This is a genomic window from Pseudomonadota bacterium (assembly GCA_039818985.1).
In the GTDB taxonomy this organism is placed as follows: domain Bacteria; phylum Pseudomonadota; class Alphaproteobacteria; order Sphingomonadales; family Sphingomonadaceae; genus Alterisphingorhabdus.
Genome location: JBCBSU010000001.1, coordinates 1,498,826 through 1,524,848 on the forward strand (window position 1 = coordinate 1,498,826; position 26,023 = coordinate 1,524,848).

General features: G+C 58.8%; 26 protein-coding genes and 2 riboswitches. Of the genes, 8 read left to right on the top strand and 18 right to left on the bottom strand.

All coding sequences use genetic code 11. From position 1 onward, the window contains the following. Positions 1–18: 18 nt before the first annotated feature. The 10 genes from AAFX04_07115 to AAFX04_07160 form a co-directional block, all read right to left on the bottom strand. Positions 19–1,002, bottom strand: a complete 984-nt coding sequence (locus AAFX04_07115; GenBank protein ID MEO1045191.1) for a bile acid:sodium symporter family protein — start codon at positions 1,000–1,002, stop codon at positions 19–21. Between the two features lie 14 nt (positions 1,003–1,016). Continuing rightward, complete coding sequence (gene gcvPB / locus AAFX04_07120) at positions 1,017–2,591, bottom strand: aminomethyl-transferring glycine dehydrogenase subunit GcvPB (protein MEO1045192.1); 1,575 nt, start codon at positions 2,589–2,591, stop codon at positions 1,017–1,019. After that, positions 2,582–3,958, bottom strand: a complete 1,377-nt coding sequence (gene gcvPA, locus AAFX04_07125; protein MEO1045193.1) for an aminomethyl-transferring glycine dehydrogenase subunit GcvPA — start codon at positions 3,956–3,958, stop codon at positions 2,582–2,584. The genes gcvPB and gcvPA overlap by 10 nt, the downstream gene beginning before the upstream one ends. Before the next feature lie 58 nt (positions 3,959–4,016). Continuing rightward, positions 4,017–4,388 (bottom strand): glycine cleavage system protein GcvH, encoded by a 372-nt coding sequence (gcvH, locus tag AAFX04_07130; protein ID MEO1045194.1) that lies wholly within the window; start codon positions 4,386–4,388, stop codon positions 4,017–4,019. Further along, a complete protein-coding gene (gene gcvT / locus AAFX04_07135) occupies positions 4,388–5,524 on the bottom strand; it encodes a glycine cleavage system aminomethyltransferase GcvT (GenBank protein MEO1045195.1) in 1,137 nt (378 codons plus the stop codon). The genes gcvH and gcvT overlap by 1 nt, the downstream gene beginning before the upstream one ends. A gap of 55 nt (positions 5,525–5,579) precedes the next feature. Next, a riboswitch (glycine riboswitch) is annotated at positions 5,580–5,696 on the bottom strand. Between the two features lie 7 nt (positions 5,697–5,703). Further along, a riboswitch (glycine riboswitch) is annotated at positions 5,704–5,793 on the bottom strand. Positions 5,794–5,849: 56 nt separating this feature from the next. Further along, on the bottom strand, positions 5,850–6,572 hold the full coding sequence (locus AAFX04_07140; GenBank protein ID MEO1045196.1) for an NAD-dependent epimerase/dehydratase family protein: 723 nt from the start codon (positions 6,570–6,572) through the stop codon (positions 5,850–5,852). Further along, entirely contained in the window at positions 6,565–7,731 is a 1,167-nt protein-coding gene (locus AAFX04_07145) for a deoxyguanosinetriphosphate triphosphohydrolase (protein ID MEO1045197.1), read from the bottom strand. The genes AAFX04_07140 and AAFX04_07145 overlap by 8 nt, the downstream gene beginning before the upstream one ends. A gap of 58 nt (positions 7,732–7,789) precedes the next feature. Then, positions 7,790–8,485, bottom strand: coding sequence for an amino acid racemase (locus AAFX04_07150; GenBank protein ID MEO1045198.1), 696 nt, complete (start codon positions 8,483–8,485; stop codon positions 7,790–7,792). A gap of 19 nt (positions 8,486–8,504) precedes the next feature. Beyond that, positions 8,505–9,959, bottom strand: coding sequence for an NAD(P)(+) transhydrogenase (Re/Si-specific) subunit beta (locus tag AAFX04_07155; protein ID MEO1045199.1), 1,455 nt, complete (start codon positions 9,957–9,959; stop codon positions 8,505–8,507). Between the two features lie 3 nt (positions 9,960–9,962). After that, positions 9,963–10,244: an NAD(P) transhydrogenase subunit alpha gene (locus tag AAFX04_07160; GenBank protein ID MEO1045200.1), complete on the bottom strand. Its 282-nt coding sequence runs from the start codon at positions 10,242–10,244 to the stop codon at positions 9,963–9,965. Here AAFX04_07160 and AAFX04_07165 point away from each other — a divergent pair. Next, on the top strand, positions 10,243–10,428 hold the full coding sequence (locus AAFX04_07165) for a hypothetical protein (protein MEO1045201.1): 186 nt from the start codon (positions 10,243–10,245) through the stop codon (positions 10,426–10,428). The two genes, AAFX04_07160 and AAFX04_07165, sit on opposite strands and share 2 nt — an antisense overlap. Here AAFX04_07165 and AAFX04_07170 read toward each other — a convergent pair whose 3' ends face one another. The 3 genes from AAFX04_07170 to AAFX04_07180 form a co-directional block, all read right to left on the bottom strand. Next, positions 10,429–10,998 (bottom strand): fasciclin domain-containing protein, encoded by a 570-nt coding sequence (locus tag AAFX04_07170; protein ID MEO1045202.1) that lies wholly within the window; start codon positions 10,996–10,998, stop codon positions 10,429–10,431. Positions 10,999–11,522: 524 nt separating this feature from the next. Then, positions 11,523–12,683 carry an NAD(P) transhydrogenase subunit alpha gene (locus tag AAFX04_07175; protein ID MEO1045203.1) on the bottom strand — a complete coding sequence of 387 codons (1,161 nt, stop codon included), beginning with the start codon at positions 12,681–12,683 and terminating at the stop codon, positions 11,523–11,525. A 6-nt stretch (positions 12,684–12,689) separates the two neighbouring features. After that, positions 12,690–12,815, bottom strand: coding sequence for an aa3-type cytochrome c oxidase subunit IV (locus tag AAFX04_07180; GenBank protein ID MEO1045204.1), 126 nt, complete (start codon positions 12,813–12,815; stop codon positions 12,690–12,692). A 235-nt stretch (positions 12,816–13,050) separates the two neighbouring features. On the opposite strand from AAFX04_07180, the gene AAFX04_07185 reads away from it, so the two are divergent. Continuing rightward, positions 13,051–14,469 carry a sigma-54 dependent transcriptional regulator gene (locus AAFX04_07185; GenBank protein MEO1045205.1) on the top strand — a complete coding sequence of 473 codons (1,419 nt, stop codon included), beginning with the start codon at positions 13,051–13,053 and terminating at the stop codon, positions 14,467–14,469. 17 nt (positions 14,470–14,486) lie between these two features. Here AAFX04_07185 and folP read toward each other — a convergent pair whose 3' ends face one another. The 3 genes from folP to AAFX04_07200 all read right to left on the bottom strand — a co-directional run bounded on the left by folP (position 14,487) and on the right by AAFX04_07200 (position 17,562). Next, positions 14,487–15,581: a dihydropteroate synthase gene (folP, locus tag AAFX04_07190; protein ID MEO1045206.1), complete on the bottom strand. Its 1,095-nt coding sequence runs from the start codon at positions 15,579–15,581 to the stop codon at positions 14,487–14,489. A 13-nt stretch (positions 15,582–15,594) separates the two neighbouring features. Further along, positions 15,595–16,728 carry a DNA methyltransferase gene (locus AAFX04_07195; GenBank protein ID MEO1045207.1) on the bottom strand — a complete coding sequence of 378 codons (1,134 nt, stop codon included), beginning with the start codon at positions 16,726–16,728 and terminating at the stop codon, positions 15,595–15,597. 222 nt (positions 16,729–16,950) lie between these two features. Further along, complete coding sequence (locus AAFX04_07200) at positions 16,951–17,562, bottom strand: ribonuclease HII (GenBank protein MEO1045208.1); 612 nt, start codon at positions 17,560–17,562, stop codon at positions 16,951–16,953. Positions 17,563–17,670: 108 nt separating this feature from the next. On the opposite strand from AAFX04_07200, the gene AAFX04_07205 reads away from it, so the two are divergent. Further along, entirely contained in the window at positions 17,671–18,858 is a 1,188-nt protein-coding gene (locus AAFX04_07205; GenBank protein ID MEO1045209.1) for a PQQ-dependent sugar dehydrogenase, read from the top strand. A 9-nt stretch (positions 18,859–18,867) separates the two neighbouring features. On the opposite strand, the gene AAFX04_07210 is transcribed toward AAFX04_07205, so the two are convergent. Then, on the bottom strand, positions 18,868–19,665 hold the full coding sequence (locus AAFX04_07210; protein MEO1045210.1) for a DUF1499 domain-containing protein: 798 nt from the start codon (positions 19,663–19,665) through the stop codon (positions 18,868–18,870). A 128-nt stretch (positions 19,666–19,793) separates the two neighbouring features. Here AAFX04_07210 and AAFX04_07215 point away from each other — a divergent pair, with 128 nt between their 5' ends. From AAFX04_07215 to AAFX04_07235, 5 genes are all read left to right on the top strand, one after another. Next, on the top strand, positions 19,794–21,068 hold the full coding sequence (locus AAFX04_07215; GenBank protein ID MEO1045211.1) for an MFS transporter: 1,275 nt from the start codon (positions 19,794–19,796) through the stop codon (positions 21,066–21,068). A 67-nt stretch (positions 21,069–21,135) separates the two neighbouring features. Then, a complete protein-coding gene (locus AAFX04_07220) occupies positions 21,136–21,657 on the top strand; it encodes an N-acetyltransferase (GenBank protein ID MEO1045212.1) in 522 nt (173 codons plus the stop codon). Between the two features lie 59 nt (positions 21,658–21,716). Then, complete coding sequence (locus AAFX04_07225) at positions 21,717–22,304, top strand: DUF1285 domain-containing protein (GenBank protein ID MEO1045213.1); 588 nt, start codon at positions 21,717–21,719, stop codon at positions 22,302–22,304. After that, the gene (locus AAFX04_07230) at positions 22,304–22,948 is read left to right on the top strand and encodes a CoA pyrophosphatase (protein ID MEO1045214.1); all 645 of its coding nucleotides are present in this window, start codon (positions 22,304–22,306) and stop codon (positions 22,946–22,948) included. Before AAFX04_07225 ends, AAFX04_07230 begins: the two co-directional genes overlap by 1 nt. Then, positions 22,941–24,179: a CCA tRNA nucleotidyltransferase gene (locus AAFX04_07235; GenBank protein ID MEO1045215.1), complete on the top strand. Its 1,239-nt coding sequence runs from the start codon at positions 22,941–22,943 to the stop codon at positions 24,177–24,179. The genes AAFX04_07230 and AAFX04_07235 overlap by 8 nt, the downstream gene beginning before the upstream one ends. Here the strand turns inward: AAFX04_07235 and AAFX04_07240 are convergent. Further along, a complete protein-coding gene (locus AAFX04_07240; protein ID MEO1045216.1) occupies positions 24,176–25,888 on the bottom strand; it encodes a bifunctional diguanylate cyclase/phosphodiesterase in 1,713 nt (570 codons plus the stop codon). The genes AAFX04_07235 and AAFX04_07240 overlap by 4 nt on opposite strands. Positions 25,889–26,023: the final 135 nt, after the last annotated feature.

Consider the following 26,023-nt stretch of genomic DNA (forward strand, 5'->3'; position numbering starts at 1 on the left):
TTACTGAGCCGCCTCCGTTTATAAATTTGCCGTACGCCGTCGCCAGATCGCTGCAAGCAAACTGCCGATAACGACATGATAAACCGCCGACAGCGCGCTCGGCACCGGGGCCAGCGCGGCCTGTAGCGGCGAAACAAATTGCGCCGCAAAAGCCGGGGTCGAGGCGAGCGACGAGCCAAGACCGCTATTCTGCATGCCGACCTCGATACTGATCGTGCGACGCTCCTGCACGCCATAGCCTGTAATCGCTGTGAGGCCGTAGCCCAGACCAAAGCCACACAGATGCAGCAACAGCACTGCGAGCAGCAATTCGCCGAAATGCGCCTCGATCAATGGTTTGGATGCGGCGATGATCCCGGCAACGATCAGTACCACGACCAGCACCGACGCCAGCGGTGATACTATCGCGATATGGTTGGTGGCACGAGGAAACAGCCGTTTTAGCACCACACCGGCAACCACGGGCATCAGTACGATCGATACCATATTAACAAACAGGTTCCAGCGGTCGATGGCGACGAACTTGTCCGCCAGCCATCCGGTCAGCAGCGGCGTTGCGATGATCGCCACCAATGTCGACGCCATGGTCATGGTCACCGAAAGCGCCAGATTGGCGCGGGCGAGATAGGCGACAACATTGGACGCGGTGCCGCCGGGGCAGCAGGAGACGAGGATCAGCCCTACCGCCAGCCCCGGCTCGAGCGCGAACAGCGTGGCAATGCCAATGCCTGCAAGCGGCATGATGGTGAATTGCAGGATGACACCGGTGGCAACGCAGCGCGGAATTTGCAAAACCCGGCGGAAATCATCGAGCGTCAGCGTTAGCCCCATGCCGAGCATTATTACGCCCAGCAATACGCTGATCAGTGGCTGACCGAAAGGCTGAAACCGGCCATCGACGACCCACAGGAAATGCGCCGGAAAAAACCACGCCCAGCCGGTGCCGAGCACTGTCCATAGCGCAAACAGGTTTGTCGAGCCCTGAAATATCCTGTGATGCATGGCTTGGCCGGGTCTTACTCTGCGGCCTCCGCCCGGGGATCGGGATCTGTCCAGACCAGCACCGGCTTGCGTGCTGCCTGGGTTTCGTCGAGCCGTTTCAGCGGCGCATGATGCGGCGCCGATTTGAGGCGCTCGTCACCTGCCAGTGCACGCTCTGCAACGGAACGGAAAGCGAGAATGAACTGGTCCAGCGCCGCCTTGCTCTCGGTCTCGGTCGGCTCGACCAGCATCGCGCCATGCACCACCAACGGGAAATAGACCGTCATCGGGTGAAAGCCTTCATCGATCAGGCCTTTGGCGAGATCCAAGGTTGAAAAGCCCTCGGCAAAGTCGCTGTCGGAAAACAACGCTTCATGCATGCACGGCCCCGAATCGGCAAAGGGCGCGTCGAGAATATCCTCCATCGCGCGCAGCACATAATTGGCATTGAGCACCGCATCCTCGGCGACCTGGCGAAGGCCGTCCGCACCATGGCTGAGCATATAGGTCAGTGCCCGGGTAAACATGCCCATCTGACCGTGAAAGGCGACCATGCGGCCAAAGCTCTGGCCATGATGCTCCTGCGCCGTCTCTTCCTCGATAATGTGCAGCAAACCATCATCGCCTTCTTCGACAAAAGGCAGTGGCGCAAAGGGTGCCAGCGCCTCGGAGAACACCACCGGACCGGAGCCGGGGCCGCCACCGCCATGCGGGGTCGAGAAGGTCTTGTGCAGATTGATGTGCATCGCGTCGACGCCGAGATCGCCCGGGCGCACCCGACCGACAATGGCGTTGAAATTGGCACCGTCACAATAGACGAAACCACCGGCATCATGCACCGCATCCGAAATCGCCTTGAGGTCACGCTCGAACAGGCCGCAGGTATTGGGATTGGTGATCATCACACCGGCAACATCCGGCCCCAGTCGTGCTTTCAGTGCCTCCAGATCAACCCTGCCCTCATCGGTCGCGGGAATGTCCTCGACCTTGTATCCGGCAAAGGCAGCGGTGGCCGGATTGGTACCATGGGCGCTGGTCGGGACCAGGATGACCTCGCGTGCGTCGCCACGTGCCTCAAGCGCCGAGCGAATGGCAAGCACACCGCATAATTCACCATGTGCACCAGCCTTGGGCGACATCGACACGGCGGGCATATTGGTAAGCTTCTTCAACCACTCGCCAAGCTGGTAAATCACTCTGAGCGCGCCCTGCACACTATGGATCGGCTGGAGCGGGTGAATATCGGCAAAGCCTGGGAAACGCGCGACTTTCTCATTCAGCCGCGGATTATGCTTCATGGTGCAGGAACCAAGCGGGAACAGGCCCAGATCAATGGCATAGTTCTGCCGCGACAACCGGGTATAATGCCGCACTGTCTCGCCTTCGGCCAAGCCAGGCAAGCCGATGACCGTGTCGCGCTCCAGACCGCACAGGCGGCTTTTCACTTCCGCGGCATCGGGAATATCGACACCGGTACGATCATAGGCACCACTTTCGAAGATCAGCGGCTCTTTCAGCATCAGCGCGCGGTTCCCAGTGGCAGTGGCTGACGCTTTGTCCGACGCTGTTTCTTGCGGCACGGTCACCCTGCCGACATTGTTCATGCCCATGTGCCAAGCTCCTGCAAAATGTCTTCCAGCGCCGTTGCCAGTGCCTCGATATCCTCATCGGTCACTGTCTCGGTGACTGCAATCACCAGACCGTCGGCCAGTTCCTCGGCATCTGGATAAAGCCGACCAAGCGAAACACCGGCCAATATGCCGCGATCCGCCAATGTACGGATAATATCGCGGGCATCACGGCCCAGATGCACGGTAAATTCGTTGAAGAAGCGGTCATTGACCACCGAAATGCCGTCAATCTGCTCAAGCCGCTCAGCGGCCTTGACCGCCATGGCGTGATTAACCGCTGCCAGTCTGCGCAGGCCTGCCTCGCCCAGCAGCGTCATATGCACACTGAATGCCAATGCGCACAGGCCGCTATTGGTGCAGATATTCGACGTCGCCTTTTCGCGGCGGATATGCTGTTCGCGCGTCGACAGCGTCAGCACATAGCCGCGTTCGCCATCGGCATCGACGGTCTCACCGCACAAGCGGCCCGGCATCTGGCGCACATATTTCTGTTTGCAGCCGAAAAGGCCGACATAGGGCCCGCCAAACTGCAGACCGACACCGATGGACTGGCCCTCTCCGACCACAATATCCGCACCCATTTCACCCGGGCTCTTGATCGTACCCAGCGCCACTGGCTCGGTGACAACCGCGATCAGCAGTGCCTTGTGCTCAGCCGCACGTTCGGCAAGCCGGGTCATATCGTCTATGCGGCCCAATATGTCGGGATATTGCACCACGACGCAGCTGGTATCGCTGTCAATCTGGTCAATCAGCGCATCATAATCGGTCGCGCCGCCAAAATCGGGCAGGCTGACGCGCAGATCATCCTTGGTAAAGCGCGCCATGGTCTGGCAGACCGAGACATAATGCGGGTGCAGGCCCGAAGAAAGCAGTGCCTTGCCACGCCGGGTAATGCGCCGGGCCATGACAATCGCCTCCCAGCAGGCGGTCGAGCCGTCATACATGCTGGCATTGGCAACATCGCAACCAAAGAGCCGCGCCACCTGAGTCTGGAACTCGAACAGCATCTGCAGCGTACCCTGTGCGATTTCCGGCTGATAGGGGGTATAGGCGGTGAGGAACTCGCCGCGCTGGATGATGTGATCGACACTGGCCGGAACATGATGGCGATAGGCCCCTGCGCCCAAGAAGAAGGGCGCATTGCCGGCAACGCTGTTCTCTGCTGCCAGGCTGGCCATATGCCGCTCGACCGCAAGCTCGCTGGCATGATTGGGCAGGTCTCGAATGGGACCGTCGAGAATGGCTTCCTCGGGAACATCGACGAACAGATCGTCAATGGTTTCGGCACCCACACGCACCAGCATGGTCGCGCGGTCTTCATCGTTCAAAGGCAAATAACGCATCATCAATCCCTGATTGGTGGCGGCCCCGGAGCGGGACAATCACATAACGCAACACACGTCACAAAGTTGCGAGGAATTCCTTATAGGCTGCCTCATCCATAAGCCCTTCAAGCTCGGACGGATCGCTCAATGTCAGCCTGAAGAACCAGCCCGCACCTTCCGGGTCGGAATTGACCAGTGCCGGATCATCGGCGAGCGCGGCATTGCCTTCGGTGACGCTGCCGGAAACCGGGGCATAGACATCGCTGGCGGCTTTGACGGATTCAACCACGGCGGCGTCATCGCCTTTGCCTACTTGCTTATCGGCTTCGGGCACCTCGACAAAGACGACATCGCCCAGCTGCTCCTGCGCATAATCGGTGATGCCGACCGTGGCTGTGTCGCCATCGACTTCGATCCATTCATGCTCATCGGTGAAATAACGGCTCATCAGGATTTTCCTTTCCGGCGATATCCATTGGGAACAAAGGGCATTTTGGAAACGGCTATGGGTACGCGCTTGCCGCGCACTTCAGCTTCGAGCCTGCTATCGAGTGCAGCATGATCAGCGGCGACAAAACCCATAGCAATTGGCGCGCCGATGGTCGGAGCAAAACCGCCCGAGGTGATCACACCAACCTCTGCATCACCTGCAAAGATCGGCGCGCCCTCGCGTACAGGCATGCGGCCCTCGACCGCAAAGCCAACGCGTTTTTTATCGGCGCCATTTTCGAGCGCAGCCAATATCCGGTCCGCACCGTGGAAACCGCCTTCAGCACGGCGCACTTTTGAGATGGCGAAGGCCAGGTTGCCCTGCACCGGGTCGGTTTTGGGATCAAGATCATGACCATAAAGCGGCAGGCCAGCTTCAAGCCGCAAAGAATCACGGGCCCCCAGCCCGATCGGTTTGACTTCGGGCTGTTCACACAGTGCATCGGCCAGTGCAACGACATGCTCGGCGGGCACCGAGATTTCGAAACCATCTTCACCGGTATAGCCCGAACGACTCACACCCAGCGGCACCTCACCCCAGAGACAGGGGGCAGCATCCATGAAATAGAGATCATCCGGTCCCGGCCAACCCGGCTCCAGCCCGACAATGCTCAGCCGCGCGAACGCCTCTGCCGCTTTCGGCCCCTGCAGCGCGAGCAGCGCCTGGCCCTCCAGATGGACCAGATCGATAGTTTGCGGAAGCTGCGACCGCATATAGGTGATATCCTGATGCTTCACCGCGCCATTGACCACGATGTAGAGATGCCGACCGGTATTGGTGATCATCATGTCATCGAGAATGCCGCCATCCTCGGCGAGCAGCAGCGAATAGCGCATCTTGCCCGGCTTCAGCGCCGATATATCGCCCGGAACAATCCGCTCCAGCGACTCGGCGGCGCCTTCACCTACCAATTGCAACTGCCCCATATGCGACACGTCGAACAGCCCGGCATTGTTGCGGGTCCATTGGTGTTCGGCCATGATGCCTTCATACTGGATCGGCATGGAATAGCCGGCAAAGGGCACCATGCGTGCGCCTTTTGCCTGATGCCAGTCATTGAGGGGCAGCGTTTTTTCTGCGCTTTGGTCACTCATCAGCTTTGCCTTCCGTTCAGGGTGCAAGTGGTTACGGATCATACCCCGCAGACACACTGCCCCCTCTGTCACGGAACCTGAGAGTTTTCGGACGGCTTGGGTCGCCGCCCCTTACCCCTTCGGTGGCTCACCTTCGCTAAAGCGACGGTGGACGCTTTCCAGAGTGCTCCTATTTTCACAGCGCCAAAACGGTCCCACAGCCTGAGAGTTTCCGGGGCGGTTGCTCCTTCGGCGGTCGGCTCCCGCCGACACTCTCCCGTTTTGACGCATCGGCCTTTACAGGCCGATTCGAGCCATAAAACAGTGGCGGAGGGTCAGGTGGCTGTCAATCAGCGAGGCGGGTGTCTTGTCCGCTTTTTTCTCTCGTCCCCGCAGCCAGCGACAGCAACGCATCATTATGATGCACATATAGCTTTGATTCATGCGCCTCATGCGTATCTCCAAGGGCCAATCGCACAATGGCACGGGCAACATCGGCGCTATCAATGGAGCCATAGCGGGACCAGCTTTTGGGGATAAGGTGATCCGTGATCGGCGCCAGCATCAACATCAGGCCTTCGACAATCCGCTGCTCACCGTCGCGCTTGCCGCGTAAAAGGCCGGGCCGTATTATATCGAGCCTGTCAAAACCCAGACTGGTAGCAGCATCTTCCACCTCGCCTTTGGTCCGTTGATAAAGATTTGCCGATCGGGCACTGGATCCGACAGCCGTGACAATGATCGCATGCCGCGCCCCGGCAGCATAGGCCGCCGCCGCGCAATCCAGCACAAGGTGATAGTCAACCGCGCGAAAGGCAGCCTCGTTCTTGCCCGATTTCTTCCATGTGGTTCCCAATGCCGAAATGAAGACATCCGGTTTCAACGTCGCAATGGCATCCGGCCATGCGGAAGGATCGGCAACATGAAAGCCGGAGGGGATGCCATCACCGCCGCGCCGGACCAGAGCATGCGCAGCGATATTATCGCTATCGGCCAGCGCGGGGAAGATCTGGCGTCCAACCAACCCGGTCACACCGACAATCAATACACGTTTTCCAGTGTCAGACATTGCGCAGCCCATTAGGGACAGGTCCGATATGCCCGGCATAACGATTGATCGCATAGCGGTCGGTCATGCCGGCGATAAAGTCCATGATGCGGCGTCCGGTCTCTATATCATCCTCGTCCAGACCCGATTGCCAGTCTTCGGGCAACCGGGCCGGATCATCGCGATAATAGCGCGTCAGGTCGGCAATGATGGCGCAGGCACAATCCGCTGCCTCGCGCTGATCCGGGTGGAGATAGAGATTGTCATACATGAAGCGTTTCAATTCTCGCTCCTTCGCCGCCATCTCGTCGGAAAACCCGCCAATCACCCGACCGGCCATGCGCACATCATCGGCACTGGTGATGTCATGCGCCGCGACGCGCTCACGCGTTGCCGCAATAACATCATTGACCATCAGCCCGATCTGGCTGCGCACCATCTCTCGCAACAGCGCCGCCTCTCCCGCATCGGGGAAAGCCTGGCGCACCTCGTCCCATTGTGCAGCGATAAAGGGCAGTTCCATCAATTGCTCGCGTTTCAGGAAACCGGCGCGCAGCCCATCATCAATATCGTGATTGTCATAGGCGATATCATCGGCAATCGCGGCGATCTGAGCTTCGAGTGAGCCATGCTTGTGAAGTTCGAGTGACAATTCGGTATCGCATGCCGCCATCGCCCAGCCCGGCTCTACCAAAGGGCCATTATGCTTGGCCAGCCCCTCGAGCACTTCCCAGCTAAGATTGAGCCCCGGACGATCAGGATAGGGTGAGTCGAGGTGCATCAAGGTGCGCAACGTCTGGGCATTATGATCAAAGCCGCCGCAATCGGCCATCACATCATTGAGCGCGCGCTCTCCGGCATGACCGAAGGGCGGATGGCCGATATCATGCGCCAGGCACAGCGCCTCGGTCAGATCCTCGTTCAGACCCAAAGCCCGGGCGATGGCGCGGCCTATTTGTGCCACCTCGAGGCTATGGGTCAGGCGCACCCGGTAATGGTCTCCATCGGGCGCGATAAATACCTGGGTCTTGTGGCGCAGGCGGCGAAAGGAAATCGAGTGAATCACCCGGTCGCGGTCGCGCTGAAACGCATTGCGCGGCCCGCGCACCGAACTGTCCCGCTCGGCATGGAGCCGACCGCGGCTCTTTGCGGGATCGGAGGCATAGGAAGCGCGGGTCATAAAAAGCTACCTGCTGGACGGAAACATCATCGCGCGGATGATGCGCTTATAGCGGCGATCAGCCTTGACCCAATATCCATTCTACAGCAGCTTCGGCATGAATCTGCGTGCCATCATAGATGGGCAGGACATTGGCGCGGGTGTTGACGATCATCTCCAGCTCGGTGCAGCCAAGCACTACCGCCTCGACATCTTCCTTGGCGATATTGGTAAGAAAGGTCTTGAGCGTGCGTTCGGAATCGCGCGTCGCCTGACCCAGCATCAGCTCTTCATAGATGATGCGTTCCAGCTCCTCGACACGCTCCATATCAGGGGGCATGAGCCTGATACCATGATGCACCAGTCGCTGCCGGTAAAAACCCTCTGTCATAACATTGCGGGTACCGATCAGCGCCGCGCGTTTGATGCCGTCGGCGCGCATCTTTTCGCCAACGCAATCCGCGATATGGATGATCGGCACCGAGACTGCACCAGCCACATCGTCATAAATTTTGTGCATCGAATTGGCACAGATCAGAATGGCGGTGGCGCCGGCATCTTCGAGACGCTTTGCCGATTCCGACAGGGTTTCGCTGGCATGCCGCCACTGCTCACGCGTATCGAGACGGGACAGGTCACAGAAGTTCAGGCTCTCCATGACGATCGGACCACTGCACATCCCGCCCGCGCGCTTCTGCACCCGGGTGTTGATATGGCGATAATAGGTCTCGGTAGAGGCCCAGCTCATCCCACCGATGAGCCCGATCTTGCGCATTGCTCCCCCTCCTGCCGACTCAGTCCAGCGCCTTGACGATTTCCTCGACCATCTTCTTCGCATCGGAAAGCAGCATCATCGTCTGGTCCATATAGAAGACGTCATTGTCGACACCCGCATAGCCGACACCGCCCATGGAGCGCTTGATAAAGAACACCTGCTTGGCCTTGTCGACATCGAACACCGGCATGCCATAAATTGGCGATGACTTGTCGGTCTTTGCCGCCGGATTGACAACGTCATTGGCGCCGATGATGAAGGCAACATCGGCCTGGGCGAACTCGCTGTTGATATCCTCCAGCTCGAACACCTCGTCATAAGGCACATTGGCCTCGGCGAGCAGCACGTTCATATGCCCCGGCATACGGCCCGCAACCGGATGGATGGCATATTTGACCTCGACATCCTTTTCCTTGAGCGCATCGGCCATTTCACGCAGCACATGCTGTGCCTGTGCCACCGCCATGCCATAGCCGGGGATGATGATGACCTTCTCGGCCTGTTCCAGCATAAACGCCGCATCATCGGCGCTGCCTTGCTTATAAGGCCGCTGCTCGCGCGGTGCGCCATCGGCACCGGCACCATCTTCGGCGCCAAAGCCGCCGGCAATCACACTGATGAAGCTGCGGTTCATCGCCCGGCACATGATGTAGGACAGGATCGCCCCCGAGGAACCCACCAGGGCGCCGGTAATGATCATAGCGGTATTGCCCAGCGTAAAGCCCATGGCTGCGGCGGCCCAGCCCGAATAGCTGTTGAGCATCGAAACCACGACCGGCATATCTGCGCCACCAATCGGGATGATCAGCAGGAAACCGATGATAAAGGCCAGAACAGTGATCCAGATGACCAGCATGCCCTCACCCGCACCGCCGGCACCAGATACCGCATAGGTGCCAATCAATATCAGGATCGCGGCCAGCGTGCCAAGATTGATAATGTGGCGCGCAGGAAGCAGAAGCGGCGCACCGCTCATGCGACCGGAAAGCTTCAGAAAGGCGATAACCGAGCCGGAAAAGGTAATCGCACCAATAGCAATGCCAAGACCAAGCTCGATACGGCTGACCATCAGAATCTGGCCTTCCGCATCAACTATGCCGAAACTGCCCGGGTCAAGCCAGGCAGCAAGGCCCACCACCACAGCCGCAAGGCCTACCAGCGAGTGGAAGCCCGCCACAAGCTCAGGCATCGAGGTCATTGCGATGCGCCGCGCAATGACAAAGCCAATGGCACCGCCAATCGCAATCGCGATGGCAATCTCGTACCAGGTGGCGAGATTATGGGTAATCAGCGTTGTGCCGACAGCAAGCACCATGCCGATCATGCCATTACGGTTGCCCGCACGGCTGGTGGCAGGCGAAGAAAGACCGCGCAGCGCCAGGATGAAGAATACGCCTGAAACCAGATAGGCCAGCGCAACCCAGGGATTGACCGAACCGCCATCGGCACCGGCAGCGAGAATGGAGAAGGCCATCGCTTACTTCTCCTTCTTCTTGTACATCGCCAGCATACGCTCGGTGACCGCAAAGCCGCCGAAAATATTGATGCTGGCCAGGACTACACCGAACAGGCCGAGATATTTGGCAACCTGGCTGCCTGCCTCGGCCGAAGCGATCAGTGCGCCGACGATAATCACCGAGGAAATGGCGTTAGTCACGGCCATGAGCGGGGTATGGAGCGCCGGTGTGACCGACCAGACGACATAATAGCCGACAAAACATGCCAGCACGAAAATGGACAAAACCGATATGAAATCCATGAAGCTACCCCTGATTAGCGGTCGTCTGATTGGCGGTCATCTGAAGGCCGAACGGCGCGATGCCGCTAACCTTTGGCAAATATCCTCGCGACTGTCGAGCGTCTCGACTATGATGACAACAGAAACGCCGGACAATTGCTTGCCCGGCGTTTCCGGTTTTCAGCTTGTGCCGACAATCGGCTGATCAGGGTACAACCACGCCGTTGATCGAGTGAACAATTCCGTTCGACTGTTCGAGATCGGCCGTGGTCACAAAAGCGGTGCCATTGGAGCCCGACAGCTTGACCTTGTCCGCCACGATTGTAGCGGTCAGCTCGGTGCCTTCGACAGTGGTCAGCGTCGCGCTGCCACCACCGGCTTCGATCATGGCGATAAGCTGTTCGGACGTCACCTTGCCCGGGATCACGTGGTATTTCAGGATGCGGCTGAGAATCGCCTTGTTTTCGGGCTTTTTCAGGCCATCGACAGCGCCTTCAGGAAACACGTTGAACGCGTCATTGGTAGGTGCAAAGACGGTGAACGGGCCTTCACCTGACAGCGTGGTGACCAGATCGGCGGTTTTTACCAGTTCGACCAGCAGCGAGTGATCTGCCGAGCGGGAGACATTTTGCACGATGTTCCAGGTCGGGTACATTGTCGTATCATCGGCGGCCTGTGTTTCTTCCGCAGCACCCTCCGTCGATTGGGCCTGGGCAACCGCGCCCCCCAGCAAAAGCGATGCAACAGCAATACCGGTCAAACTCGATTTCAACATATTTAGAAGTCTCCATTTTGTAGGGAAGGGTGCGCCCAAAAGACGCATAAACGAAGGAAAAGGTTCATGATCGGCCGATTTTTTTCGGCCAGAACCGTGATGAGGGGAGTTATCTCTCTGATTATGAACAGCTAAATGTCCAGGCGACCTGTTTACTTTTGTTTACCTGTTACGACGGCATCTGCATGAATTGACCGGATAATGCAAGCCACCCATGGAAAACCGAATGCTTCAAAAGTCCCAGCTTATGATCGATGACCGCTCATCATCGACAACGAGGTTTTCCGCTTCAGGATCGACAAAGTTGCACTCCGCTCTTTGCCGCACCGTCCTGCCATTGATCTCGCTTGTAAACTCGATCGCGACATCTGGCCCGTTGGATGACCAGTTCGAAGAAGCTCAGCTTTAGCTTTCGGGATCATCGATCCTGTTCTTGACCCAGTTTTCGCAGACCGGTGGGCCTTTGACGCCAAGCATTTCGCAACCAGCCAGCAACAGACAGGCTGAAACGCCGGCTGAATATCTCAACCCAGCAGCCTCTCATGGACGACCTTGCCGTCCTGGGTCACGGTGATGCCCTGAACGATCTCGTCATCTTCGGGGAAGACCGGCGCATTGGCATCCTTGTCCCAGAAGGCGGAGAAGAAGTTGAAGATGTTGCGCGCAAACAGCGCCGATGCATCAGCCGGCAGCGACGAGGTGATATTGCGCGCGCCAATGATGGTGACGCCGTGCTTGACCACGGTTTCCCCGGCAACCGCGCCCTCGACATTGCCACCCTGTTCTGCGGCAAGGTCGACGATGACACTGCCGGAGCGCATTGTCGCCAGTTGATCATCGGAGATCAGCTTCGGCGCTGGACGACCCGGAATCAGCGCGGTGGTGATGACGATGTCCTGCTTGGCAATATGACTGGATACCAGCTCAGCCTGCGCCGCCTTATATTCATCGGACATTTCGGTGGCATAGCCCCCTGTCCCTTCGCCTTCGATCCCGGCGACATTCTCGACAAATATCGCCTTGGCACCCAGGCTCTCAATCTGCTCCCTGGTAGCGCTGCGTACATCGGTGGCGCTGACCTGCGCGCCCAGTCGTCGCGCCGTGGCAATAGCCTGCAATCCGGCGACACCAACGCCCATGACAAAGCATTTGGCTGCCGAAACGGTGCCGGCTGCGGTCATCATCATCGGGAAGGCCCGGCCATAATGTACCGAACCCAGCAGCACCGCCCGATAGCCGGCGAGGTTCGACTGGGACGACAATATGTCCATTGACTGCGCCCGGGTAATGCGCGGCATGAATTCCAGCGCCAATGCGTGTACACCGGTCTTGGCATAAGCGTCGATCCGCTCACGTTCGCCAAAAGGATTGAGCGCTGCCGCCAGCGTGACGCCTTTTTTGGCCTTGGCCAGCTCTTTCGGATCGAGGCCCTGAATAGCGATAATGATATCGGCCTTGGCAATGGCGTCCTTGCGGCTGGTCAGCGTCGCACCGGCAGCGGCATAGTCATCATCGGAACAGGATGCCGAAACACCAGCGCCTTTCTCAACCAGACATTCCGCGCCCAGGCCAGTGAATTTCTTGACCGTTTCGGGCGTTGCCGCGACGCGGTTTTCATACTCGGCGGTTTCGGCGAGGACGGCTATGATACGGGGCGATGCGGATTGCGCTGCTGCTTCGGACATGGGCAATCAGCTGGCAATGATGAGGACGACAATGCAGGTCACGACAGCCGTGACAATGGTTCCCCATTTCACCAGACCGGTAAAGGCAGAATAGGTTTTGCGTGCATCTTCGATATTGTTGCCAGAAGTCATGGTTCGGCGTTTCCCTTGTCTTTGAACTGAGGTTTTGAGAACTGGATTGAAAACTTTCGCGGGCAGGGACGCGAATGCCCTGTCCGCTGCTCCCTTAGCGCGAAGCATCGCCATGCTCAACCATCTGCGTACCGTGTCCGCTGAAAGCCCGAACGCCGCCGCCTCTTAACCTTGGGTTTACCAATCCTGCCTATAACTGTGCCTAATCGGGACATTCCGCGCAAGGACCGCACTTATGGCAGAGGACCAAACACGCCTGCTGATGCTTATCGATGATGAGCCGGCACAATGCCGTCTGGTTGCGGCGCTGGCTGCCAAGGCCGGCTGGCGTACCGTTTTTGCCAAGGATTCGGAAACCGCTATCGCCATGCTGGGTACCCAGCAGGGGATGCAGCTTGATGCCATAATTCTCGACCAGTGGGTGCCCGGGGAAGATGCCGCAAGACTGATCGCCGAACTGAAATCGCGCCGCCCTGCCTTGCCGATATTGATGCTGACCACCAGCACCTCGCCGCTGCTCGCTGTAGAAGCAATGCGTGCAGGCGCGACCGATTATCTGATCAAGCCGCTGGCACCCGATCGGCTGATTGCCGCGCTCAATGCCGCTACCGAGCGGCAGGACCGGGTCGATGAGCTGCGCCCGCTCACCGAGAAAATCTCTTCCCCGCTCAATTTCGACGAAATGATCGGCAGCGCGCCGGAATTCCGCGCGGCACTGGCAGTAGCGGCCAAGGCTGCGCGTAGCCATAACCATGTGCTGATCGAGGGCGAAAGCGGTGTCGGCAAGGAAATGGTGGCGCGCGCCGTGCATGCCACCTCGCCACGCGCCAAGATGACGCTCAAGCTGCTCAATATCGGCAGCACCCCGGCGAACCAGATGGAATCGCTGCTCTTCGGCCATGAAAAAGGCGCTTTTCCCGGCGCTTTCGACCGCCAGATCGGCCATATCCAGCGCGCCGAAAACGGCACTTTGGTGATCGATGAAATCGACCGCATGCCGCTCGATATCCAGGAAAAATTTCTGGCCTGCCTGCAAAAGGACGAGATACAGCCGATAGGCAGCGGGCACAGCTTCCGCGTCGACACCCGTTACATCTTCGCCAGCAACCGCGCACTCGAACCGATGGTAAAAAGCGGCGATTTCCACCATGCGCTATATGACCTGATAGCCCAACAGCGGATCTGCATCCCGCCGCTACGCAGGCGCAAAGGCGATATCCCCTCACTGGCGCGGCATTTCCTCGCGCGTATCGCCGATCAGCCGGGTATGCGGCCGCTGGGGATAACCCAGGATGCGCTGGCGCTGCTCTCCGCCTATGACTGGCCAGGCAATGTGCGGCAGTTGCAGACCACGCTGTTCCGCGCCGCCATCTTTGCCGACGGCGATGCGCTGACCACAGCGGAGCTGCCGCATCTGGCCAATATGATGCAAGGTGTCGATAGCGATGCCACCTCGGCGCATGAGGGAATTGGCGTTACGCTCTACTCCGATGATGGCAATTTGCGGCCGCTGGAAGAAATCGAAGCCGATATTATCCGCCTCGCCATCGGCCATTATCGCGGCAAGATGACCGAGGTCGCGCGGCGCCTCGGTATTGGGCGTTCGACATTGTACCGCAAATTGTCCGAACTCGGCATCGACAACGCGGCCTGACGCCGATCAAGCGGTTTTCAGGACATTGCGGTCAGCGCTGCATCGCGCAGGCCGCGCCATACCCGCATTGTCTGCATGGTTTCAGGTACATCATGCACCCGCAATATATGCGCGCCGCAATTCATGGCGTGCTGCGCCAGTGCCAGCGACCCCGGCAGACGCTGATCGGCTGCTTCCTCGTTCGACAGTGCGCCAATCATGCGCTTGCGGCTCGCACCGACCAGCAACGGCTGACCCAAAGCATGGAACAGCGGCAGCGTATTGAGCAGCGCCAGATTGTCGGCCAGCGACTTGCCGAAGCCCAACCCCGGATCGATGATGATCCTGTCACGCGACACACCTGCCGCAGCGACCGCTTCGATGCGCGCGTGCAGCCAGTCGAAAACGTCACGCACCACATCACCATAACCATCACTGTTCAGATGCGGGTCTTCGCCCTGTGACGGGGCATGCATCAGGATCACCGGGCAGCCTGTATTGACGACCACTTCAATCGAGCCCGGATCATAGAGCAGTGCCGAGACATCGTTGACAATTGCCGCGCCGCTATTCAGCGCCGCCTCCATCACCGCCGCCTTGCGGCTGTCGATGGAAACCAGAGCGCCCGATGCCGCCAGTTGTTGCACTATGGGTTGAACACGGGCGATCTCGTCACCCTCCCACACGGTTTTTGCATCAGGCCGCGTCGATTCACCGCCGATATCGACAATCGCCGCGCCTGCAGCTGTCATCGCAAAACCGGCATTGACTGCGGCCTCCGGTGCATCATGTTTCCCGCCATCAGAAAAACTGTCCGGCGTGGCATTTATGATGCCCATGACCTGCGGCTGGTCGAAACGCAATGTCCGTTCACCCATAACCAGCGGCGCATGGACCTTGCGCAGACTATCATATTGTTGCTGCAGCTGTTGGCGCGCTGCTTGGGGAGTGGCTGCCAGCGCATCGTCGATGCCGTCTGCAGGCACCAGCGCGCGATGTGCCTGGCTGCCACCATCGCGGCAATCAATCTGCAGCATATTGGCCCAGACCAGGGAGCCACCGAGACGGATTGCACCACCATCTACCGCCTGCGGGCTTTGCGCTGTTGCGACGGGATGAAGATAGGCACGCATCAGTTGCTGATCCTCAGGGCTCGGTTGCAAGGATATAGGTCTGGCGTCGGGTGTCGATCGGCTGCATGCCTTTTTCCGGATCGTCGATATGCCAGAAGGTCCAGCCATTGCAGCTTGGCGCATCCTGCACCGTGGCACCGATTTTGTGGATCGAGCCCTGATTGCCGTCGCAGACAAGCGAGCCATCAGCCTGCACCGTCGCAGCCCAGCGGCGCTTGCGGTCATGCAGAACCGTACCCGGGGCGATATAACCGGTGCTGACCAGCGTGCCGAAAGCAACGCGCGGTGCGCTGCGCGGCGATTGCATTGTTTTCAGAGCGGATTCGTCGAGTGGCAGTGCCTCGGCGATGCGCTGTTCGGCAACCTCGCAATAGCCCTGGTCACGCTCGCAACCGATCCAGTCACGGCCCAGGCGGCGCGCCACTGCACCGGTAGTACCGGTGCCAAAAAACGGATCGAGCACGACATCGCCCTTGTTGGTCGAAGCCAGCAGCACGCGATAGAGCAAAGCCTCGGGCTTTTGCGTCGGGTGCGCCTTTTTGCCATCGCGTTTCAGGCGCTCCGCACCACCACAAATCGGCAGCACCCAGTCGGAGCGCATTTGCAGTTCGTCATTCAGCGTTTTCATTGCGCGATAGTTGAAGGTGTATTTCGATTTCTCACCATGCGATGCCCAGATCATCGTCTCATGCGCATTGGTGAAACGGGTGCCGCGAAAATTGGGCATCGGATTGGCCTTGCGCCAGACGATATCGTTAAGGATCCAGTAGCCCAGATCCTGCAATACCGCACCGACGCGGAAGATATTATGATAGCTGCCGATAACCCAGAGCGAACCATCAGGCTTGAGCACCCGACGCGCTTCGGTGAGCCAGGCACGGGTGAATTCATCATAGGCGCGGAATGTGTCGAACTTGTCCCAGTCATCGTCCACGGCATCTACGACAGAGCCTTCGGGGCGAAACAGGTCACCCCCAAGCTGAAGATTGTAGGGCGGATCGGCAAACACCATATCGATCGAGGCATCGGGCAGGCTGCGCATCGCCTCGATACAATCGCCGCGCAATATCCGGTTCAGCGGCAAGGCATGCGCTGCCTGGCTGTCTGCACGGCGCGCTTGTGCAGGCCGATTTGCGACGGTTTTCATCCCCGATTTGGTCAGCGCCATATCCTGTCACCCTCTGGCCATTACTCCTTGCCGCAACCGTGAGTCCCGATGCGCAGGGCGTCAAGCACGGATATGCAGCACAGTCTGACAGAAAATGGTTAAGGCCGTCTCAAGCCAGTGAGAACACAAAGAGTCCAAATCAGCATATGGAGTCTGTGCGCGATGGCAGGACTCAATACCTAGTGGTGTGCCCTAAAGGACTCACCTGGATGAAAAACCGCTGCGAATCTGAGCGACTCGGGCCACCGGAGCGAAACTGTGCCGGTGATGATCACTGACGCCATGGCTTTCCAGCGCCGCAAGATGCTCCTTTGTGCCATAGCCCTTGTTGCGCCGCCAGCCATAGCGATCATCCGCGCCCGCCAACGCCAGCATCAGCCGGTCGCGATGCTCCTTGGCCAGGATCGAGGCTGCAGAGATGGCTGGATCGCTGGCATCGCCGCCGATAATCGCCTCGGCTGGATAGGACCATGATGGCAGCCTGTTACCGTCGACATGAACCCTGTCAAAACGCTGTTGCACCGCCTCAACCGCGCGGACCATCGCCTGCATCGTCGCCTGCAAGATATTGATACGGTCAATTTCATCGGGTTCGGCGATACCAATGCCAAAAACACAGCTTTGCTTTATCTGCTGCTCCAGCAGAGCGCGTCGTTTCGCCGTCAGTTTCTTGCTGTCGGCCAGTCCTTCTATGCCATAACCGGAGGGCAGGATCACCGCCGCTGCCACCACCGGCCCCGCCAGCGGCCCGCGCCCGGCTTCATCGACGCCGCAGATAACAGGTGAACCCGGATTGAAATTTTGGTTCGCCATCGCTTTCGCACCTCGTCGACAGAGTTTCCCCCAATATCTTTACCCTCGGACATTGCAAAAAGCCTGCAAACACGCGACATTATCCCAATGTTTTTCGGAGACACTCGCATGCATCGTCTTTCTGCCGCCACCGCCCTGTCGCTCGCCCTGTTCGCCTGTAATTCCAGCAATGATGCCCAGGCGGGAAATAGCGCCGACACTCACGGCCCCAGCTACATCCTATCAGCCGAAGCCGAAAACTGGCCATTCGTTGCCGAAGAAGTCGCAGTATTCAACGAGCCATGGGCGCTGACATTTGTCAGCGACGACATGATGCTGGTCACCGAAAAAACCGGCAAGCTGTTCATGGTCGGCATGGATGGTCAGAAAACCGAAGTCGCTGGTGTCCCCGAGGTCGATTATGGCGGCCAGGGCGGTCTGGGCGATATTGTCCTCGCCCCGGATTTCGCTGACACCTCAATGGTCTATCTCAGCTGGGTAGAAGCAGGTGAGAATGATACCCGCGGTGCCGTTGTCGGTCGTGCGACGCTAACCACCCCCGGGGCGGATGCCGATGCCGCGCCGCGTCTCGAAGGGCTGGAGATCATCTGGCGCCAATTCCCGAAAGTCACCGGGCGCGGTCATTATTCGCACCGCATCGCCTTTTCGCCCGATGGCAAATATCTGTTCATCGGCTCGGGTGAGCGCCAGAAATTCGATCCGGCGCAGGACATGCAGGCCAATCTCGGCAAGGTGGTGCGGCTCAATCCTGATGGCACCATCCCCGAAGACAACCCCTTTTACGATCAGGGCGGGGTCACGGCCCAGATCTGGTCGCTCGGCCATCGCAACATATTGGGCCTTGCATTCGATGCCCAGGGGCGGCTGTGGAACCAGGAAATGGGGCCGCGCCATGGCGATGAGCTCAACCTGGTGCAGCGCGGTGCCAATTATGGCTATCCCATTGTTTCCAACGGCGATCACTATAGCGGTGAGGAAATACCCGACCATGACACCCGGCCCGAATTCAGCGCACCGGCAACCTATTGGGTGCCGGCGATCTCACCCGCGGGGCTGAGCTTTTACAATGGCGATGTCTTCCCCGAATGGAAAGGCAGCGCTTTTATCGGCGGACTGTCCAGCGAGGCGCTGGTGCGCGTTACCATTGACGGCGACAAGGCCAGCGAGGCCGAGCGTTTCGAGATGGGCGCACGCATCCGCGAAGCTGAACAGGGACCGGCAGGTCATCTCTGGGTACTGGAAGATGAACGCCGTGGCTCGGGCGGGCGGCTGCTGAAGCTCAGCCCGAAACCCTGAACACAAGCTCTATTCGCCGAGTGTGTCGGTCAACTGTTGTGAAAAGCGGCGGATGCGCTTGGCATTGACACCGATATCGCTGAGACCGTAGCGCGACACCGAGCGGATATCGACGATACTGCCCTCGCCATCGGCATCGGGGACAGCGCGGACCACAACATCATCCTTGAACTTCAGCAGGGCTACCGTGTCGGTTGCTTCCAAACGACCATTAAGTGGGTCGACAGCGGCAATATCCCAGCCATTGACAGTTGCAATTTCTTCTGCACTGGCAATGACTTCAGCGACGCTCTTGTCAAAGCGCAGCTTCTTGATATCGGGATAACCCTGGCTGTGCAGTTGTTGCCAGCGCTCAAACGCATTTTTGCCGGCATATTCCGGTTCACCGCGGCCAGGAATGTCGGAATAATTGTCCTGCCTCAGACTTAACGCAACATATTGCGGCGGATTTTCCAGATCGGTCGAGATGTCATGGATCATCGGCAGTGATGACGCCTTGATGATATGATAGCCGATATAGGCGACATAGCCTCCGGCAAGCAGCAGCGCGAGCACACTGAACAACACCAGCGGCTGGCCTTGTTTGCGATAATAGAAAAGGATGCCGAGCGCGAGCACCATGGTGATCAGACCGAGGAAGAACGCCCCGGTCAGGCTCTGCATGCCTGCATCCTGACCCCACCATTGCTGACCCGCGCCAATCGCGCCGACCAGCGCAATAGCCAGCGTCAGCACACCCAGCACCAGCGCGGTCAAGGCCATGGCGACCGACCAGTGCCAGCGAGGCACGTCATCTCTATTGTCCATTGCTGCGCCCATATGCACCTCTGCTTCGCCGACGGCGTCCCCGCCTTACCCGCAGCGCTCTATCAAAGCTGTAAGGGATCGACAACATTAGGGTTCGGGCCCTAGGTGTTGTCCGCCAAGGCGTGAAGATGACGAGCAGGATATGGGAGAAACGCACCAACATGCTGAGCAGAGAGGAAATAATGGCAGCCAAGCGTTTCGTGCTGTTCACCGTGTTCCTCTATGCGCTGGGTTTCGGGATCATCATCCCGGTGCTGCCCAAATTCATCATGATGCTGGAAAATGTCGACCTTTCGCGCGCGACATTCATCGGCGGGCTTATTGCCGCTTCCTATGCGCTGTTCCAGTTCCTGCTCGGACCGCTGATCGGTAATCTCAGCGACCGCTATGGCCGCCGCCCGGTATTCCTGCTGTCATTGGCGGGCTTTGCGATCGACTATCTGCTCATGGGTTTTGCCCCCAGTGTCGTCTGGCTGTTCATCGGTCGCTCGATCGCTGGCGGACTGGGCGCGATATTCGGCCCGGCGAACAGCGCCATGGCCGATATGCTGCGCGAGGACGAGCGCGCCAAAGGCTTTGGCTATGTCGGTGCTGCCTTTGGCATCGGCTTCATCCTGGGGCCGGCTATTGGCGGCGTGCTTGCCGATTATGGTGCGCGCCTGCCCTTTTTTCTCGCCGCCGGACTGGGCGCCCTCGCCTTTGTCTATGGCCTGTTCACCTTTCCGGAGACCCTGCCCCGATCCAGGCGGCGCGATTTCAAGCTTGTCCGCGCCAACCCTGTAGGGGCGCTGCTGCATCTCGGCAAAAGCCCGGCGATCACCCGTATCGCCATCGTCTATCTGCTGTGGATGACCGCCAGCGCCATCTATCCGGCGACATGGACCTATTTTGCCCGGGCGCAATATGGCTGGGGCGATGTGAATGTCGGCTATTCACTGGCAATTGTCGGCCTCTCCATGACTACCTTCCAGACATTCGTACTGGGCAAATTTGTCGCCCGCCATGGCGAGCGCCGCACTGCCTTCATCGCCATTGTCTTCGCCGTTACCGGCTTCGCCGTTTATATGGTCAATCCCTATGAATGGATTACGCTTGCGCTGTGTTTCGTCATTGGCATTCAAGGCATGGCGATGCCATCTCTCAACGCGATGATGTCGCGCCGTGTGCCGGAAACCATGCAGGGCGAGCTGCAGGGCTTCAATGGCAGCCTGTCGGCACTGTCTGCGTTTATCGCACCGCTGATCTACAACACCACCTTGACCTATGCCATTGCGCCCGAACGCCAGATGATATTTGCTGGCGCGCCCTTTGCCATTGCCATTGCCATTGCCATCATGGCGCTCGTCATTCTGGCCGGTGTCAGTCGCCAGTCGCCCGAGAGCCCGGCTCGACAGCGTGCATGATCGGCTTTATGCGGCTTGGTTCGCATTCCTTTCACAACACACTGACCGCCACGAAATACCGCCCCTCATGACCGCTCTCCACCCGCTTTCCGCTGTTCCGGAAGATCTTGTCGAAGCCCTGCTTGACCGGGTTTTTGGCGAGGACCGCCATCAGCGCACCGCCTATAAGCTGCGCGAAGGCGCACGCATGCTCGATGCCCTGTCTTTTGCCGCGCTCGATGATGCGGACTATCTGGTCGGTAGCATCCAGTGTTGGCCGGTGAAGCTCAGCGCCGACAATCAGGACGAGTTCCCGATGATCATGATCGGTCCCGTCGCTGTCGATCCGCAGCATCAGAACGCCGGCATCGGCCGCGCGATGATGACGGCTGTGCTGGAATCGCTGTCAGCTTCGGCGCCACTGCCGCTGGTGATGATCGGTGACCCGGAATATTATGGCCGCCATTTCGGTTTCAGTTCCAAGCGCACGCAAGGATGGCAGCTACCCGGACCGTTCGAGCGCAAGCGCTTGCTCATCAAGACGATCAAGGGACTGAAGCTGCCCGAAATTGCGACTCTGGAGCCATGGCTCCATGGCGCTTCTCCATAGTGCAGCGCGCTGGACGATCGCTATTGCCGCACAGGTGCCTTTGCCGTTAGACCGGGGCCATGCCCTACACGCCACCACCCAATATCCAGTCGCTCGATCCCAAAGCCCTCGCAGCACTTGTCTCCGGACAGAAACGCCCACCCGTAGAGCTTTGGCACCCCGAAGCCGAGAGTGAGAGCCATATGCACATCGCTGCCGATGGCCGCTGGTATCATCATGGCGGCGAGATCCGGCGCCCGGCAATGGTGCGACTATTCGCATCGATCCTGCGGCGGGAGAAAGATGGCCGTTATGCACTGGTTACGCCTTATGAGAAACAGTTCATAAGTGTTGAGAATGTCCCCTTTGTTGCCGTCGAGCTCTCCACGAAAGCTACTAATCGCGGCCATGTCCTGAGTTTCCGCCTGAACACCGACGAGGTGGTGATTGCAGGACAGGAGAATCGGCTGAGAACCGAAGGTCCGGACAATGATCCGCGCTTTTACCTGACATTGCGTCCCGGTCTGGAGGCATTACTGTCACGCACTGCCCATTGCGATCTGATCAACCTGATCCTCGAACAGGATGATATGGCTCCGGAATACCGGCTCGATTATGGCGGCGGTGAACTGGTGCTGCATCTGACCGATACGGAAGACGCAGCATAATGAACATGGAGTTATGGCAGCAGCGGCTGAGTGCAGCGCTGCAAAGCACCGCCAATCACGATATTGACGATGAACTGCGCGACGAGCGCTATTTCGGCACACCCGAGCGCGGCTATGTCGATGCTGCGGTGCTGATCCCGATTACGCGAAGGCCGGAACCCGGGCTGTTGCTGACCCAACGCCCAGAAACCATGCGCAGCCATCCTGGGCAAGTGGCTTTCCCCGGCGGCAAGGTCGACCCGGAAGACCAAGATGCCATCGCCACCGCCTTGCGTGAGGCCAATGAGGAACTGGCCATCCCGGCCGAAGCGGTCGAGGTCATCGGGACCGGTGAATGCTATCACAGCGCCAGCGGTTTTTCGATCACACCAGTGGTGGCTTTCCTGCCCGCCGACCTGCCGCTGATGGCCAATCCCGCAGAGGTCGCGGACTGGTTTGAAATGCCTTTTACCGATGCCGTCGACCATCAGGCAATCAAGCGGCGATATGGCCATTGGAAGGGGCATAGACGCGGCTATTATGAGCTGATCTGGCAGAAGCGCCGTATCTGGGGCGTCACCGCTGGCATATTGGCCAATCTCGCGCGCCAGATCGCAGCAGTGGACGATCATGCCATGGTGCGGGACAGCGGCGTCAATGGCTGAGGCGCGGATACTTCTCGATCCTGTCTGGCCATGGCCCAACCGCGAGGATGTGCGCGATTTTTGCGCCCTTCTCGACGGCGATGCCACATCCGGCACACAGGCGCGGCTGGTCGGCGGCGCAGTGCGCGATGCGTTACTCGGCATTGCCGCCAGCGATATCGATATCGCTACGCCGCATTCGCCCGAGAGGGTGCAGGCGATTGCCGAAAAGGCAGGCATAAAATCCATCCCCACCGGTATCGATCATGGCACTGTGACCGTCATACTCGCCAGCGGCCCGGTCGAGGTCACGACGTTGCGCCGCGATGTCAGCACCGATGGCCGCCACGCCACCATCGTCTTTTCCGAAGACTGGCGTGAAGATGCAGGACGACGCGACTTCACCTTCAACGCGCTTTACGCCGAGCCGCAAAACGGCAGGGTGCATGACTATTTTGGCGGCCTTGACGATCTGAAAGTCGGTCGACTGCGCTTCATCGGCAATGCGCGAACCCGTATCGAGGAAGACTATCTCAGGATATTGCGGCTGTTCCGCTTCCACGCACGTTTTGGCAGAGAGGCTATTGATCCGGAGCTGATCGCGCTGTGCCGCGAAATGGGGCCAACACTCAAGGCTCTTTCGCGCGAGCGCATTTCCGGCGAGTTGCTGCGGTTGATCATGGCCGATGGCGCGCTGGAGGCAATGCGCGCCATGGCCGAGGCGGCACTATGGCCACATATCCTGCCAGAATTGACCGACAATGGCTTTGCCGATTTCGCCAGGCTGATCGGGCGTGCACAACATCATGGCGTCAGCGTGTGCGCCATGACAAGGCTGGCGACGCTGCTGCCGCGGCAGCGCGATGCGATTGATCGGATCGCGGCGCGGCTGCGGCTGGCCAATGCCGATCGTGAATGGCTGCGGCAACTGGCCACGATCACCGATTCAGATCTCTCAGAACCGCGCGCTCTCGCCTATCGCTTCGGCAGGGATATGGCGCTGGAGGCGGAGTTGTTGCTCGCCGGGGACAATTTGTGTCAAAAAGCAGTGGAGGCGCTGCACGAATGGTATCCCCCGGCATTTCCGGTCTCCGGGCGTGATATCATCCGCAGCGGCATCGATTCAGGCCCCGATGTCGGCAAGGCACTGCATCGGCTCGAGAATGTCTGGATTGAAGCAGGTTTCCCGGAGATCGATGACATAGAGGCTTTTGTCAGCGCATATATCGGCAATATAGACGACAGGTCCTAGGCTTTGCCTGTCTTTGTCCGCTGCAGATAAAAGTCTAACGCTTCGTCGGCGGTGAGCGGTTTGGCATAATAATAGCCCTGCCCGTGCGAACATCCCAAAGCTGCCAATGTGTTCGACAGTTCCAGCGTCTCGACACCTTCAGCCGTCGTTTCCATGCCGAGGGCATTGGCCAGTGACAGCACCGCACGGACAATCGACACGCGATCACGGTCAGACAGCATCTCGGTGACGAAACTGCGATCGATCTTCAAAATGTCGATTGGCAGTCTTTGCAGATAGGCAAGGTTGGAATAGCCGGTGCCGAAATCATCCATCGCCAGGCAGGTATCGAGTGCCTTGAGCGATTCCATCGCCTGTGCCGCGCGGTCGGGATCGCTGAGGATCGCGCTTTCGGTCAGCTCGAGCGTCAGCCGATTGCCGACAATTGCGGCGTTGCGAATGGCATCATCAACGGCGGATGCAACATCATCGCGGGTAAACTGCACTGCCGACAGGTTGACCCCGACACGGGTACCGAGCGTCCTGCCGGCAACCTTGTCCCACCGGCTGAGCGTGCGGGCAGCCGTAGACAACGCCCAGCGCCCAAGTGGTACGATCAGCCCGCAATCCTCGGCAACGGGTATGAAGTCTGTGGGCGCAATGATGCCACGGTCAGGATCGTTCCAGCGAGCCAGTGCCTCGAAACCGATAACGTCGCCGGTGGAGAGATCAATAAGCGGCTGATAGGCGAGGCTCAGCGCATCATTTTGCAGCGCCCGACGCAGGTCGGTCTCGAGGCTGAAACGATGCCGCGAAATATCCAGCACCTCTTTGCGGTAGAGTTCGACATTGTTGCTACGCTTGGCCTGTTTCAGCGCAAATTGCGCCTGTCTGATGGTATCGGAAGGATCATCCTCTCCCACAGTGCCAAGACCGACACCAATGGCTGCCTCCATCTTCACCTCAAGCCCGGACAGCGAATAAGGTGACTCGAATACCGATTGCAGGCGCGCGCAAATGGTATCGATATCGTCCGAATTCTCGCCCAGATGGACAAAAATACCGAATTCATCACCACCTGTCCGTGCCAGGATATCGCGATTGCGCAGCATGTTCTTCAAACGGCTGGCCACCGTCAGGATCAGTTCGTCACCAACTATGGCGCCAGCATATTCATTGACCTGACTGAAGCGCGACAGATCGATGGCGATGACCGCATAATTGGCACCCTTTGCAGTTTTGTCCGACATCTCATGCACCGCGTCGTCCGAGAGCACATCGAGAATCGCTTCTTCAAAACCGGTTCGGTTATAGATGCCGGTCAGGCTGTCGGAGAGCATTTCGCGATGCAGATTGCGCTGATTCTGCATTTCGGTCGTACGATCGATGAAGCTGGCGAGATAATATGATTTGTCCTCGACCGCGCCCAGCCTGGCCAGACTGACATCGATCTCGCGCGGATCGACCGGATCAGGACGGCTCCATCGCTCGGACAGCTGCACCCCGCCCTGCTCCAGCTGCTGCATCATGCGATCGAGCAACTCTTCTTCAACAATAAAGCCTGGAATCTCGCATTGGCTGGACAAAATCCCGTACAGCATCTCGAAAACAGCGTTTGAGGCCACGACCCTGATAGTGCCGCTGGTGTCGCGCCTCACAATGGTGGCAGCAATCGGCAGCGACCGGACCAGTCCGGCCAGCTGATCGTCACCGAGCACGGCCTGAGCCATCGGTTCTATGCTGTCAATGCGCAACTCATGCATATGATGGCGCTACGCGACATCTGTAAATATATGCTAAATTCCGTAACCCGGTGTAAGAATTTGACCGGTTTGCAGCATTATCGACACAGCCTTTAATCAGTT